The following is a 14,789-nucleotide window of genomic DNA, read 5'->3' on the forward strand; positions in this document are numbered from 1 at the left end:
AAAGACTTTTTTTGAGACATCCTCTTCATTTATTTATAGATACCCTGATACATTCAAAAGGAATGAATGATCACTGTTTAATTTCTTGTTTGTATGCTTCGAATTCTTTCGTTGTACAAAGTACCCAGTGCTTTGGCTGAACTTCTCTAAACTCGGGTTCTTCACTTGAATCCAGTTGGCTCGGGTCATAAGGAACTCTTGTACGGCTCCGCTCATAATCGGGATCGGGTAACGGAATTGCCGATAACAGTGACTTTGTATAAGGATGCAATGGATTTTTATAAAGTTCATCACTATCTGCCAGTTCCACAATTTTACCAAAGTACATAACGCCAATTCGGTCACTGATATATTTAACCATGGAAAGATCGTGTGCAATAAACAGGTATGTGTAACCATGCTTCTTTTGTAAATCCTTTAAAAGATTTACCACTTGGGCTTGAATAGATACGTCCAAAGCAGAGATAGGCTCATCAGCGATGATAAACTCAGGATCTACCGCTAAAGCTCGCGCTATTCCTATTCTTTGACGTTGACCACCACTAAATTCGTGTGGATAACGATTAGCGTGTTCTTTATTTAATCCCACAGTCTCTAACAGTTCCTGTACTCTTGCCTTGCGTTCTTGACTGGAAGACGTTAGACCATGAATATCTAAACCTTCAGCAATAATATCTAAAACCGTCATTCTTGGATTGAGAGATGCATAAGGATCCTGAAAGATCATCTGCATTTTTCGATTAAACATTTTAAGCTGAGCATGAGATTTTGTGCCGTGAACATCTACGCCCTTAAATTTCACATCACCATCTGTTGCATTATACAACCGAATAATACTTCGACCTGTTGTTGACTTTCCACAACCGGACTCCCCTACTAATCCAAAAGTTTCTCCTTGGTAAATATCAAAAGATACACCATCTACAGCTTTAACAACACTATGTCTACCAGTTTTAAAGTGTTGCTTTAGGTTCGAAACCTCTAATAACTTTTCTCCGCTCATTAGTCATCACCTTTCTTACTAATCGGTGAAGCACCTGTATTACCAAAGCCCTTCATACGTTTCTTCACGGCTGCAGGAGGCTCCACTTTCGGTGCATATTCATGTAGTAACCATGTAGCTGCATAGTGAGTATCGGAAACCTTAAACATCGGAGGATCCAACTCATTATCAATCTCAAGTGCATACTCATTTCTAGGTGCAAAAGCATCACCTTTAGGTGGTTTTAACATATCCGGTGGTGATCCTGGAATGGCAACCAAACTTTCTTCTTCATTATCGAGTGTCGGCATGGACCCCAAAAGACCCCATGTATATGGATGTTTAGGATTATAGAAAATTTCATCTACTGTACCAATTTCCACAATTTTACCCGCATACATCACTGCCACACGGTCAGCCACGTTTGCAACAACACCTAAATCATGTGTGATAAAAATGATAGAACTTTCTGTTTTTCGTTGGATATCTTTCATTAATTCTAATATTTGAGCCTGAATCGTTACGTCTAAAGCTGTTGTAGGTTCATCTGCAATTAAAATTTGCGGATTACAGGCTAATGCAATTGCAATGACAACTCGTTGACGCTGTCCACCGGAAAACTGGTGCGGATACTGATCCACTCTTTCTTTTGCATCTGGTAAGCCTACTAAATCCAAAAGTTCTATCGCTTTCTTCTTAGCGAGTGAACGATTCATTTTCTGATGCTTCATGAGACCTTCCATAATCTGATTACCGATTTTCATCGTTGGGTTTAATGATGTCATCGGGTCTTGGAAGATCGTCGAAATATCCTTTCCCCGAATCTGCTGCATTTGCTTTTCTTTTAACTTAGCTAAATCTTTTCCGTTAAAAAGAATTTCTCCTTCTTTAATTCTTCCAGGAGGTGAAGGGATCAGACGAGCTATTGCTCTTGTAGTTACAGACTTGCCAGATCCTGATTCTCCTACAATTGCAAGTGTTTCCCCTTTTTTTAAATCAAAGGAAACGCCTCGAACAGCTGTTACTTCTCCTCCATGCGTATCAAAGGAAACGTGCAAATTTTTAACTTCTAATATATTTTCCATCTTCTCACCTACCTCCTATTTACGCATTTTCGGATCTAAAGCATCTCGAAGACCGTCAGCTAAAATGTTAAATCCAATCATAATCAGAGAGATAACAATCGCAGGGAAAATCATAATATGCGGATTTGTTTGCAATGATTTAAACCCATCATTAATTAATGTTCCTAACGATGCTTCCGGTGATTGGAGACCTAACCCGATAAAGCTTAAAAATGCTTCAAAAAATATAGCAGCTGGAATTGTAAACATCGTATTTATAATAATCATTCCAAGTGTATTAGGGATGAGGTGTTTCGACAAAATTCGCGTATTGGATGAACCAAGTGTACGAGAAGCCAGGATAAACTCCTGATTTTTTAACTTAAGCACTTGACCTCGAACAATTCTGGCCATACCTGTCCATCCGGTGATCGTCAGAGCAATTATAATTGATATAACACCCGGTTCTAATATCATAATCATTAAAATAACAACTACTAGATTTGGAATACCTATTAATATTTCAATGAAACGTTGCATCACATTATCGACTCTACCACCATAATAAGCGGATATACCACCATAGGCAACACCAATGATCATATCAAGTGCTGCGGCAACAAAGGCAATTAGCAAGGAAACTTGAGTTCCTGTCCAAACTCGAGTAAATATGTCGCGCCCTAGTGTATCCGTGCCGAACCAATAATAAATCTCATCCATGTCCTGTTCCGCATACACATCGAAATGACCCACGACAGTTGCAGGTTCAGAACCCGTTCCATCATCTACCAGTTCGAATTCTACGTATTCTAAATCATCTATAGAAAAGCGCAATAGAGCTTTTTGTTCTGCTTCTTCCACAGTTGCCGCCTGGAATTCATCAGATTTTGTTCCATCTAATTGCAGCCATGAAATGTTCTCTAGAACTGGTACACGTGGTGGCATTCTAGAATGTCCTAAGTCTTGTTGATAGGCATCATTTTCGTTAAGATGTGGACCCACAAAAGATAAGATTCCAACAATTATTAGTAAAGCAATACCAAATATAGCCCCTTTATTTTTTCTTAAGCGAATCCAAGCATCTTGCCAATAGGAAAGACTCGGCCTTCGAATTTCTTCTCGTTTAGCTTCATCCTTTTTAGCAGGAACGAACAGATCTTTATTTAACTTTTCGTTATTTAGCTTTTCTTTATCCATTAATCTTTACCTCCAGCTAGTCGAATCCGCGGATCAATGATACCATACAGCACATCGACAATCAGTATGATAAAAACGAAGAAAAATGCGAAAAATAAGGTTGTTCCCATAATAACCGCAAAGTCATCCGTCATAACAGAAGTTACGAATTGCTCCCCTATTCCAGGTATAGAGAATATTTGCTCAATAACCAATGTTCCTGTCATTAAACTTACTGCCATCGGTCCCATTACCGTTACTAGCGGAATCAAAGCATTTCTTAATCCATGTTTAAACAATACTGCCGTTTCATTTAAACCCTTTGCTCTTGCAGTTACAATAAAATCTGATCCTAATACTTCTATCATTTCTGTTCGCATAAATCGTGCTGCAATAGCCATTGGGAATATCGCTAATGCAATCGTAGGCATAATTGCTTGTTGCCATGTTCCCCAGAAAGCAATTGGTAACAATCCTAGCTCCACCCCCACATAATATTGCAGTAAACCTGCAAATATAAATGACGGGATTGAAATTCCGATAACTGAAATAAAATTGGCTGAATAATCAACCCATGAGTTATTTTTGATTGCTGCTACAATACCTAAAAGCATCCCTACTGTAGTTCCAATTAACAAAGCATATAAACCTAGCTGCGCAGAAATAGGTATTCTATTTAACAGAATATCTGTAACCGCTTGATTCTTCATTTGAAATGAAATCCCTAAGTCACCTTGTAAAAGGTCACCTATATATTTAATATACTGAACTGGTACAGGATCATTTAATCCGTATTTTTCCAAAACAATTAGTTGTTGCGCCTCAGATAGTTTCTCCTTGGCCTGGAGCGGAGATCCTGGAAGCATTTTCATGAGAAAAAACGAAAATGTGGCTATCAAATACAGTGTGACAACCATATAACCAAGACGCTGCAAAATATACTTCGCCATCCCTTAACCCTCCTATTCTTCATATATTCACATTATAATTTAGAATCTTCAAATTGTTCAAATATTATGATCAAATGGAAAAAGAGAGTAGATGCCATGAGTTGGCATTACTCTCTCCCCAGAGCTTTTGTTCCTATGTTGTTAATTATTCAATATACGCCCACTTGTATGAGAAGTCTGCGCCCATTGGATTAAATACTACCCCTTGAACATCCGGTCTCCAAAGATAAGCACGAGCACGTTGGTATAATGGCGCTATCGCAGCGTCTTCCATCAGCACTTTTTCAGCTTCTAAGAAATTGTCATAACGTTCAACAGGCTCAGTAAGTAATTCATTATTAGCTTCACTAATTAAAGTGTCGAACTCTTCATTGCTGTAATTCATCGTCATGTAAGGACTTTCAGTTGTCCACATTTCCAACCATGTGTTTGGATCTAAGTAGTCAGGACCCCAACCAGAGCTTTGAATATCGTAATCACTTGCTTCATCTCTAGCAATTCTTTCTTCAAATGGTACAGAAGAAACATTAACAGTTAATCCTTCTAAGTTACCTTCTAATTGGTCTTTGATGTATGCATCCATTTCTGTTGCTACTTCAGTGTCTCCACCAAGTAAACCTAGTTCAACTGAATCCACACCTAAAGCGTCTAAACCCGCTTGCCAATGTTCTTTGGCTGTTTCTTGATCTGTCGTTAGTAAGTCTCCGTTAATATCTCGGAAGTCTTCTTCCGTTTCGGGATGAGTAGTAAAGTCTCCTGGAACTGCACCATTAGACACAACAGACCCGTTTGCAAGAATTACATCTACAAGATCTTGTTTATTAATAGACATTGAAATTGCTTTACGAATGTCTTGGTTAGCTAGTGCTTCTGTTCCTTGGTTCATTTTCAAGTAAAATAATGTTGGCTCAGGTAGTGAACGGAAATCTTCAGTACCTGCATATTGTTCCACATACTCCGCGCTTAGAGGATGACGATCAACATCTCCATTTGTGTAAAGGTTAACACCCGTACTTGTTTCTTTTACAACACTCACGTTAACTTCTTCTAATTGTACAGTTTCTGCATCCCAGTAATCTGCATTTTTAACTAGGCTCCACTGTTCAGGATCTTCTCCTGTTGGATCCCAGTTTTCTAGCGTAAATGGTCCGTTAAATACTAGATTATCTGAACTTAGTGCATAATCAGCACCCTGTTCAGTTACAAAAGACTCATTTAGCGGTAAAAATGTACCAAAAGTAAGTAAGCTGTGGAAGTAAGGAATTGGTTTTGCAAGAGTGATCTCTAATTCAGTGTCACTTAGAGCTTCTACTCCTAATTCTTCCAATTCTGCTTCACCATTGTTGATTTCAGTTGCATTTGCAATGACATCATTCATCATGAATGGACCATACTCAGAACCTGTCTCAGGATCAACAGCACGTCTCCATGCAAATACGAAGTCATGCGCTGTTACAGGGTCCCCGTTAGACCAAACCGCATCTTCTTTAAGTTGAATCGTCCAAGTAAGACCGTCTTCGCTTATTTCTGGTTCACCATCAGCGATACCAGGAATAGGCAATGCGTTTTCATCTAAACGATAAAGTCCTTCCATTGATTCCCCTAAGAATTGAAATGCAACAGCGTCAGTCGCCATTGAAGAATCCATTGTTGGAATCTGTGATGCTTCAGTAATATTAAGTACTTGTTCAGAATCAGACGCTGCAGCGTTTTCATTACCCTCAGCGTTATTTGCTTCAGTATTGTTTCCTTCAGTGTTACCCTCTGCATTATTAGTGCCTTCGTTACCTGTGTTATTGCCACCACAAGCAGCAACTACTAAACTAAGCATTAATACTAGTACTACTAAAAACCAGTTTTTCTTTCTCATATAGATGTTGTCCTCCCCTTAATTTATATTTTCTGAATATTTAGGCGTGTACCTACCAACTACAAATTATATTATACAAGTTTTTTTTCAATTATGCATCTTTTTTTTTTAGATTTTATTTGAATTTTTTTCCTTATTAAGATTAGCACACTTCACCGCGTTGTTCGTTTAAAGTGTTGAATATTTGATTTTATATTACTAAATAATTATAAATTTGTAACTAATTTTACAATTAACTGAGTAATAATTGTTTTACGTGTTTTTTTTGCTCTTGAGCCTATCTTGTGTTTTCCCCTTAATTGGACTAGGATTCATCATTATTATGCTATAATATGTCATATAATATCTCATACAATATTTTATAAAAAAGGAAGGTCATTATTTATGCTGCCGTTTATTTATAATAAGTGGATTGTTTTGTTGCTTAATTTTTTCTTCAGTTTTCTCCTTTTTATAGTCTTTGCACCTACGTCTAATCTTCTCCACTATATTAATGCATTATTCTACGTTGCCTTAGCTTATTTAATCGTTTGGTTAATTTCCTTCATTATTAAAGGACGTTTCTTAGACGGGATTATTCATGGGTTCAGTAGAGTGGGAAAACGGTTATTAAATGATGAGTTCGAGAGTGAGTGGTCCGATGAACGAAAACTTTCTACTAAAATTTCTTCTCGCTTTCTAAATCTTGTTCTTTTTCAAGTACTCGTGTTGTTGTTTATAATGAGTGGGTTATTATTCATCTACTACATGTAAAAAGTACATGCCTACTCCTATATGCTGGCGTGCTGGCGGTACTCTAACTCTCTCTTGTGAAAGGAAACGACGACTCTGATAATATAGGTTATAATAATACACAGACTACTATATAGAAGGGACGCGATTCACATGAGTTTAGAAAACAAAAAAGTCGTGCTTGCTGCTTCAAGAAAAACTGAAGAAATGAGTACACTAATAGAAAAACAAAAAGGTACTCCTCTCGTTCGTTCTCTTCAAGGAACTGTATTTTTAAATGACAAACAAGTGAAGGAAGATCTTGAAAGAGCTCTTCAAGAGAAATTTGACTGGATGATTTTCACGACTGGTATGGGTGCGAATACGCTCCTCGATTTAGCAGAAGAAATGGAAATAAGGGATCAATTTTTGCAGATGATGAAAGATACGGATGTAGGAGCAAGAGGATACAAAACGTTTGCTGCCTTGAAAAAAATTGGAGTAAGTCCACTTGCAAAAGATGACGACGGGACAATTAATGGCCTAATTCAGTCATTGAAGCAATTTGACTTCAAAGGAAAAAGAGTCATGGTCCAGCTCCACGGCGAAAATGCCCCATCTCTTGTAACCTATTTAGAGGAAGCCGGAGCGACAGTCATGCAGATTCTCCCTTATAAACATATTGATCCTGACCTGGATACGGTCGAGTTATTTTGCCAGGAAGTGATGCAATCAAAAGTCAATGCCGTCTGTTTCACAGCTGCTATTCAAGTTAGATCACTCTTCAAATACGTGACAGAGAAAGGCTATACTAAAGAAATACTAGATGCTTTCGGCGATAATATACTCGCAGTTGCGGTTGGAAAAGTGACTGCTGAAGCTTTACGGGATGAAGGAATCGAGCGTATGGTCCAACCCGAATTAGAAAGAATGGGCGCAATGATTAAGGAACTTAGTCGCTATTACGAGAAATAGTGAATGAAACTAAATATTAGTAAAATATGAGTAATATAGTACAAGAAAGCCCTGAGCGAAATTCGCACAGGGCTTTCTTTCTTAATTAGATAACATTTACAAGGTAAATGTTCACATTACCGCCGCTCGTTTGTTCCATTGTTTTTTACTTTTAATTCTTATTCTTTCTTGGATTATTTACTGGCCCTTTACCTAGGTTATCCATTGGCCCTTTACCAGGATTGTTTAATGGTCCTTTGCCTGGATTGTCCTTATGACCTTTCCCTGGATGCTCCGGTTCAGGTACCTCTTCTAACTCGTCCATCGCTTTTTGTAATGACGCAATTTCAACCTGTAACTGTTCTTCCGTCGTAATCGCCTCAAGCGCTGCTTCTGCCGCTTCAATAGCTTCTAGTAGCGATGCGTATGAGCTGTCTGTGAAAGTTTTCTCTTCATTAGAAATAGCTTTTGCTTCTTCAATGAGTCCTTCAAGCTCCGTTACATCTACACTCACTTCATCTTCAGGTACATAGTAAATTTCAAGACCATTGATTCGTTCCCCAATATTAAGGGTTAACTGTCCATCCGTCACTGTCACCTGTTCTGTTAATTCTCCAAATTCTCCGGATCCGGAGGCAATACTCCCAATACTTTCCCCATCGACAGAAAAGGTCGAAGTATTAGAGGCGATATAATCACCCGCAATAATATGAAGAAGATAATCTCCATCGCGAAGGTCGACGGTAAAATCGTAATCACCATCAATCACGAAATCTCTTCTTACATCATCAGGTCCACCTCGGTCTCGTTCTGCTACAGCTTTATTCAGTCCAAAGCCCTTTTCACTATCATAAAGCAAGCTATTTGCTACCTGCTCATAACCATACGCTGTTGGACTTCCCTTCGAACCAAAGTCGAATTTCACGTTGAAGTCTTCTACTGCAACAATTTCAATTCCATTTACACGAGCCCATGAGCCTGTAAACCCGATATTTAATTGTCCATCAGACACTGTAACCGTATCTTTATATTCTGCAAATTCACCGGCTTCTGTTCGTGTACCTCCTTGAGCGTCTTCATCCTCAAGAGAAAATGTCGTATCATTACTATCTGTTTGTGCGCCCGTAATAATTTTTACGTCGTACTCTCCATCAGGTACATCGACCATTAATTCACTGCCATTAGCCAAGATGAAATCTCTTCTTAAATCATCGGGTTCACCTTGGTCTCGGTTCCCGTCTGCCGCTTCAGCAAAACCATATCCTGTTTCTTCGTCATAAACCATGTTATCGGTAATTTTTGTGTACCCATTTGCTAATGGGCTCGTCGAGGATCCAAAGTCAAATCTCCAACCAGGACCTAAATCAACAATTTCTTCTAACCCGTCCATAGCAACCTGTAAGTTTCTCACCACACTACTAACTTGGTACTGATAGATTATTTGTTCAAGTTCTTCCTCCGCTTCGGTAATAGCTTCTTGCAACGTTTGATAAGACATTTCTGTGTAGGAATTATTTTCATTTGATATCTCTTTTGCTTCTGCAATTAAATCTTCTATTTCACTCACATCAATTTCTGGTCCTTCTTCTTCAATAAACTCTAGTTCACCAGAGTAATTAGGAACCGGAACGAAATCCCAATCAATATCTGATGCAAAATAAAAGCTTGGATACGCAGGCTGATTATAACTGCCGTTTTGCCATGCAATCCCCGTTCTGTATTGAATGTCATGCATTAATGTATACATTTTACGATCAGTAACTTCTGTATTTGTGTAAATACGAATTGCGGAGCTATCCTCAGTACGAACAAGAAGCTCTTCTCTCCAATCACCAAACACATCCGCTACTAATGAAGGATTACCTTTTGTCCCGTTGTTGGTCCTAGTCCCATCAGCAGTTAATAGTCTACCATTCTCCCAATCATCAATTGTCGGTGTCGCATTTCCTGAACCATTGATAAGTTCAGTTGTCATATCCGAATCCCATTTGATGTTCATATTTGTTCCAGGGGTATTGGAGCTAATTACTTTTCCATCAGCAGCCTTTAAATTACGGTTCCATGTTTCCAAACCTCGTTCTCCCCGGACAACATCACCGATCATGCCGCGCCCTTCATCATTGCCAGTATACTCTCCATGTATTACTTCCCCTGTAGCGGCATCACGTAGCGCTTTACCATATGGCGCCCAAGCAGAAGCTTCGAAAACAGACCAAATCTCTAACCCTGGTCTATCGGGATTAATATCCGAAACATGTAGCGCATCTCCGTGACCAAAAATGACATTCTCTCCAGGTGCTCCACTTCCTTCAGGAAGGTCTGCCATTGAGCTATATAACAATGTTCCATCATGATCAAGTGTTGCACCACCATGGATAATCTCATGCTTTCCATCTCCATCAACATCAGCTGTACTAATTTGATGATTTCCTTGACCTGCTAACCTTGCAAAATCCTCATTTGAGCCAGCTGCTCCGTGAGGAGTATCATTGAAAGGATTGTTCATCGGCACGTGCCCACTATCGGCAACCCATACCTCTTGCAGATTTTCCCCATCCCAATCATAAGCAGCGAAGGTCGCCCTAGTATAATAGCCACGATTGAAAACTGCAGATGGGTTCTCCCCATCGAGATAAGCTACCCCAGCATTGAAACGGTCTACACGATTGCCGGGCTCAATTCTACTATAGGCATAATCTCCCCACATTAGGCCATCATCACCGCGAGCAGGTTCGTACTGAATCGTCTCCAATTCAGCACCTGTTTCACCGTTAAAAATAGTTAAGTATTCAGGCCCATCCAAAATAAAGCCTTCGAAATTACGTAAGTCATTGTTACTACTTCGGCTAGGTGCATAAACATCCATGAAATAATCAACTAAACTTTCGGCATCCTCTCTAGAAAGCGGGTAGTCATACTCCACATCTGTGCCCAAAGCCTCTTCCAGTGTTTCAGGCCAATTACCGGCAGTAACTTCTTCATGCTCGTGCCAATTCATAAATACATTAACGAGATGATCATAATAATCATCCGCATTTTTCCGGTAATCATCTTCGTTGCTGTATCCAGCATCAATGTCCTCATCCGGCATAGTAATATACTCTTCTGACTCAATCTCTCCATTTTCATCGAAGTTCATCACTTTAGTGCCAGGAGCAGTCTTAAACATAATTTCTGCTTTTCCATTACCATCAAAATCATAAACTAAAAACTGAGTGTAATGTGCACCTGAACGGATATTTACACCAAGGTCCATTCTGTGCAAAAGTGTCCCATCAAACTTATACGTATCAATATACGTATTACCTGTATATCCTACTTGCGAGACATCCTTAGAATTTGATGGATCCCATTTTACGATAAATTCATATTTACCATCACCTGTTACATCACCCACACTCATATCATTAGCACTATAAGTATAAGAATCCCCAGCTGGAGTCACACCATCTGCTGGCGTTTGTAACTCTAAATCATAATAGGAATCCTCCCATGGCATTGCTATATCACTTACATCGCTCGTTTCTTCCCCATCTACTACTGCAGTTACGTAATATTCAGAGGCACCTGTTCCATCTTTATCTAAATAGTTTGTGCTCGTCTCCACGGTATCCAAGAGTTCTCCATCTCGATAAACATTGAAATCTGTTCCTCTTTGACCATAATCAGAATATCCTGTTACTTCATCTGACAAGAGTCTCCAGCTAAGAAAAACTCCTTCAGAGGTTGTTGTTGCAAGCAATCCTCTATCAAGGTCTTCTAATTGAATAGTAAACTCTTTTTCCGTCTCAGACTTTACCGTTGTGGATACAGCTTCTTCTGTATCGCCAACAACAGCGGCTACCTTGAAATAATGCGGAATATGAGTAGACATTTCAAAGGTATAAGTCGCATCAGTTACTGTTGCTACCTTTTGGTACTGAACGTTTTCCACGTTTTTATCGGCCCAATAAACAACGTACTCACCGGCTCCCTCGTAATTGGTCCAGCTAAGAGAAACGGTCGACTCTGTCACTCCAGTTACATTCAATCCTGTAACAACCTCAGCCTCTTCTGCAGATACTTCACTTCCTGAAATACTAATACTCGATAACACTGAAAATAGCATCATAAAAATCATGAAAATAGATATACTTTTCTTCCTATACATTTTACTCCTCCTCATATTTTAAAAATGTGTCCAAGTAACGCACTATATTTGATCACTTTTTCTAAACCCCGCCTCCTTTGGAAAATAAGATTGAATTTCTTTGCCACACTTAACTTTAAAGCGCTTACATTTACTTAGTTACTTATGGAAGTCTCATGGTTGTAGGGGAGGTTATGATATTCTTGAGGTGTGTTAAGTATACAAACAAGTCCGAATTTTTAAAATACTAAAAACAACTAAAAACTATTGAAAAGTAATACACACATTAATAGAAGGTATTTAGCATACTACTAAATACCTTCTACCGAGTTAATCTGTTCTCTATAGTATAAAAAAATACAACTATCTCACTATCTCATAATGGCTATATACCGGGCCTCTATCAAAACCTACTTTTTCTGCAAGTCTTACAGAAGCTTTATTTATTACATTACAGTCCCAAGTCGGGATGATATTTTCATCGAGACATGTAGCGATGAAATGTTTTGCTAATAAGAATCCCAGTCCGTATCCCCTGAAATCATCCTCTGTAAATATATCAATTTCCGCTTTTCGATTACTTCTATAGATGGATATGCATTCACCCACTAGTATATCGTTGTGTAACGCACAGACTCCAATTCCCCAAGTGAAAAAGGAGTCGACATTTCCCCAATTACTTTTATAGTAACTGTCTCTATACTTTTCACTCATATTCATTAAGTCTCTCGTTATCGATTTTACTTCTGTCTGTATGGCTGGAACAGTATCTTTCATTTCATAGAATCTCTCCGCATTAAAAATAAACCAAGTTCTGGTGGTTTTCACTATGGTAGTCTTGTGCAGGATGTTCTCAATATAAGTATCCCAAGCTGCATTACCAGAAAAAATCATCAGACTTTCTTCGTTTTTTTCGTCAATTAACTTCTTAAAGACTTGTATACACGAATGACTCTGCTCTCCGCACACAAAATATTTTCCATTACGTGTTTCTACTACTAACGAGCGTGGGTCAACCTTGTCATCCGTGTAAATATTTCCTTCAATGAAACCATCTACAATTGCATCAGCAAAGGTCGGTACCGTTGCTGAATTTTCTTCGAGAACGTTTTTCACCATTGGATAGTCTTCCTTTTTCAATTTAACCATTCAAGGATCACCTCTTCTTTAGGCGAATATTTATTAAGTTATTACTACCTTACATTTTTTCGGGTGCTTGCAGCCCTAGTAATCTCAACCCTTCTTTTAAAACAGTTTTAACCGAATACACAAGGGATAACCTAGCTTGTCGTTTACTAGCGTCATCCAACATCCTTACAGACCCGTAATACTGATTAAACGCTCGTGACAGTTCAACAACGTATTTGGCAATTTGTGATGGATCCGAGTTTTCCGAAGCTCGTTTGATCACGTCTGGAAAATACATTAATAGTGTCACAACGGACCATGCTTGCTTGTCATCGCTCCCTGCATATTCACTTTCTTTTTCGAATTGACCTTTTATTAAAAGGGAGGATGCTCGGGCATGGGTATATTGCACATATGGTCCAGTCTCACCTTCGAATCTCAGCATGTCCTCCAGTGAAAATTCAATATCATTGCTTCGATGATGCTTCAAGTCATGAAAGATAATCGCTCCTGTACCGACATGACGAGCCACCTCTTCCTTCGCTTCAAGCTGAGGATTCTTTTCATTAATATTTTTCATAGCAAGCGAAATTGCCTCTTGGATGACTTCTTCTAATAATACAATTTTCCCTTTTCGTGTCGACATTTTTTTGCCGTCCTTCAGCATCATCCCAAAGGATATGTGTTCCATGCCTTTCTGCCATTCATAGCCCATTTTCTTCAATACAGTAAATAGCTGTTGGAAATGAAGGCTCTGTTCATTTCCGACTACATATAAAGATTTTTTAAAATGATAATTTTCCTGCCGGTAGAGAGCCGCCGCTAAATCTCTTGTCGCATAAAGAGTTGAGCCGTCTCGTTTCCTGATCAGACACGGCGGCAAATCCTCTAACGGAACAACATGCGCACCTTCAGATTGTTCAAGCATCTTTTTTTCTTCCAAAAGATCGACAATTCTTTGCATCTTGTCATTGTAAAATGCTTCCCCATGATAAGAGTCAAACGTGATTCCCAGTTTCTTATAAATCTTCGAAAACTCTTGTAATGATTCTTCCCTGAACCACGTCCACAACGACCTTGCTTCCTCATTGCCTTCTTCTAACTTCTTAAACCATTCCCGGGCTTGATCATTTAAAGAGGGATCGTGCTCCGCTTTCTCATGAAAGTGAACGTATAGTTTTAACAACTCCTTAATAGGGTCCTGCCTTACGGTGTCTTCCTTCCCCCATAATCGGTAGGCAACAATTAATTTTCCGAATTGCGTTCCCCAGTCTCCAATATGGTTGATCTTTACCGTTTTGTATCCGCACTTTTCAGCGACTAGTGCCAGTGAGTTTCCGATCACGGTCGAGCGCAAATGTCCCATTGAAAAGGGCTTTGCGATGTTTGGAGAGGAAAAATCGAGGGTGACTACCTCTCCCCGGCCTATATCTAGATTCCCATACTCTTGAGCAGATCGATTCACCTCATTGATCACTTCGTTAGTCACTTTATCTCTCTTCAAAAATACATTCACATAACCACTTACCGCTTCTACTTTCTCCACCAATGGATTCGTGATTTTACTGGCAATATCGCTTGCGATACTTTGAGGTGATTGTCTGAACAGCTTTGCAAGAGTAAAACAAGGGAACGCCAGATCACCCATATAATCATATTGCGGCTTTTCAAGCATATGCTCAATCTGCTCGCGGCTTAGCTGACCCTCTAAACTATTAAAAACTATCTCTACAACATCTTTTTTGATTTTCACCGTGAATCCTCCTCGTAGATTTTAAATTTTCCCGAGGCAGAAAGACACAAAAAACTCCCGCCTCTTTAACGA

General features: G+C 39.1%; 10 protein-coding genes and 1 pseudogene. 2 read left to right on the forward strand and 9 right to left on the reverse strand.

Annotated features, from left to right (window positions below):
• Nucleotides 1-70 precede the first annotated feature (70 nt).
• The 5 genes from ACHABW_RS07230 to ACHABW_RS07250 all read right to left on the reverse strand — a co-directional run bounded on the left by ACHABW_RS07230 (nt 71) and on the right by ACHABW_RS07250 (nt 6,042).
• Nucleotides 71-1,003 carry an ABC transporter ATP-binding protein gene (locus ACHABW_RS07230; protein ID WP_110938147.1) on the reverse strand — a complete coding sequence of 311 codons (933 nt, stop codon included), beginning with the start codon at nt 1,001-1,003 and terminating at the stop codon, nt 71-73.
• On the reverse strand, nt 1,003-2,067 hold the full coding sequence (locus ACHABW_RS07235; RefSeq protein ID WP_435754696.1) for an ABC transporter ATP-binding protein: 1,065 nt from the start codon (nt 2,065-2,067) through the stop codon (nt 1,003-1,005). The genes ACHABW_RS07230 and ACHABW_RS07235 overlap by 1 nt, the downstream gene beginning before the upstream one ends.
• Nucleotides 2,068-2,082: 15 nt before the next feature.
• The gene (opp3C, locus tag ACHABW_RS07240) at nt 2,083-3,243 is read right to left on the reverse strand and encodes an oligopeptide ABC transporter permease (RefSeq protein ID WP_435754697.1); all 1,161 of its coding nucleotides are present in this window, start codon (nt 3,241-3,243) and stop codon (nt 2,083-2,085) included.
• Complete coding sequence (gene opp3b / locus ACHABW_RS07245) at nt 3,243-4,172, reverse strand: oligopeptide ABC transporter permease (RefSeq protein ID WP_435754698.1); 930 nt, start codon at nt 4,170-4,172, stop codon at nt 3,243-3,245. Before opp3b ends, opp3C begins: the two co-directional genes overlap by 1 nt.
• A 145-nt stretch (nt 4,173-4,317) precedes the next feature.
• Nucleotides 4,318-6,042, reverse strand: a complete 1,725-nt coding sequence (locus tag ACHABW_RS07250; RefSeq protein WP_435754699.1) for a peptide ABC transporter substrate-binding protein — start codon at nt 6,040-6,042, stop codon at nt 4,318-4,320.
• 384 nt (nt 6,043-6,426) lie between these two features.
• Between ACHABW_RS07250 and ACHABW_RS07255 the strand changes: the two genes are divergently transcribed.
• Both ACHABW_RS07255 and ACHABW_RS07260 read left to right on the forward strand, forming a co-directional pair.
• A complete protein-coding gene (locus tag ACHABW_RS07255) occupies nt 6,427-6,795 on the forward strand; it encodes a DUF3899 domain-containing protein (RefSeq protein ID WP_435754700.1) in 369 nt (122 codons plus the stop codon).
• Between the two features lie 126 nt (nt 6,796-6,921).
• A complete protein-coding gene (locus tag ACHABW_RS07260; protein ID WP_435754723.1) occupies nt 6,922-7,728 on the forward strand; it encodes a uroporphyrinogen-III synthase in 807 nt (268 codons plus the stop codon).
• A gap of 151 nt (nt 7,729-7,879) precedes the next feature.
• Here ACHABW_RS07260 and ACHABW_RS07265 read toward each other — a convergent pair whose 3' ends face one another.
• From ACHABW_RS07265 to argS, 4 genes and pseudogenes are all read right to left on the reverse strand, one after another.
• The gene (locus ACHABW_RS07265) at nt 7,880-9,097 is read right to left on the reverse strand and encodes a hypothetical protein (protein WP_435754724.1); all 1,218 of its coding nucleotides are present in this window, start codon (nt 9,095-9,097) and stop codon (nt 7,880-7,882) included.
• Nucleotides 9,098-9,157: 60 nt separating this feature from the next.
• A pseudogene (locus ACHABW_RS07270) lies at nt 9,158-11,581 on the reverse strand (rhamnogalacturonan lyase); the annotation flags it as partial.
• Between the two features lie 618 nt (nt 11,582-12,199).
• Complete coding sequence (locus tag ACHABW_RS07275; RefSeq protein ID WP_435754701.1) at nt 12,200-12,985, reverse strand: GNAT family N-acetyltransferase; 786 nt, start codon at nt 12,983-12,985, stop codon at nt 12,200-12,202.
• Between the two features lie 49 nt (nt 12,986-13,034).
• Nucleotides 13,035-14,717, reverse strand: a complete 1,683-nt coding sequence (argS, locus tag ACHABW_RS07280) for an arginine--tRNA ligase (protein WP_435754702.1) — start codon at nt 14,715-14,717, stop codon at nt 13,035-13,037.
• Nucleotides 14,718-14,789 lie beyond the last annotated feature (72 nt).

This window comes from Salipaludibacillus sp. CF4.18 (assembly GCF_051262595.1).
Classification (GTDB): domain Bacteria; phylum Bacillota; class Bacilli; order Bacillales; family Salisediminibacteriaceae; genus Salipaludibacillus; species Salipaludibacillus neizhouensis.

Coding starts and splice junctions, on each gene's coding strand:
- ACHABW_RS07230 (WP_110938147.1), bottom strand. CDS start 1,003: ATGAGCGGAGAAAAGTTATTAGAGGTTTCGAACCTAAAGCAACACTTT.
- ACHABW_RS07235 (WP_435754696.1), bottom strand. CDS start 2,067: ATGGAAAATATATTAGAAGTTAAAAATTTGCACGTTTCCTTTGATACG.
- opp3C (WP_435754697.1), bottom strand. CDS start 3,243: ATGGATAAAGAAAAGCTAAATAACGAAAAGTTAAATAAAGATCTGTTC.
- opp3b (WP_435754698.1), bottom strand. CDS start 4,172: ATGGCGAAGTATATTTTGCAGCGTCTTGGTTATATGGTTGTCACACTG.
- ACHABW_RS07250 (WP_435754699.1), bottom strand. CDS start 6,042: ATGAGAAAGAAAAACTGGTTTTTAGTAGTACTAGTATTAATGCTTAGT.
- ACHABW_RS07255 (WP_435754700.1), top strand. CDS start 6,427: ATGCTGCCGTTTATTTATAATAAGTGGATTGTTTTGTTGCTTAATTTT.
- ACHABW_RS07265 (WP_435754724.1), bottom strand. CDS start 9,097: ATGGACGGGTTAGAAGAAATTGTTGATTTAGGTCCTGGTTGGAGATTT.
- ACHABW_RS07275 (WP_435754701.1), bottom strand. CDS start 12,985: ATGGTTAAATTGAAAAAGGAAGACTATCCAATGGTGAAAAACGTTCTC.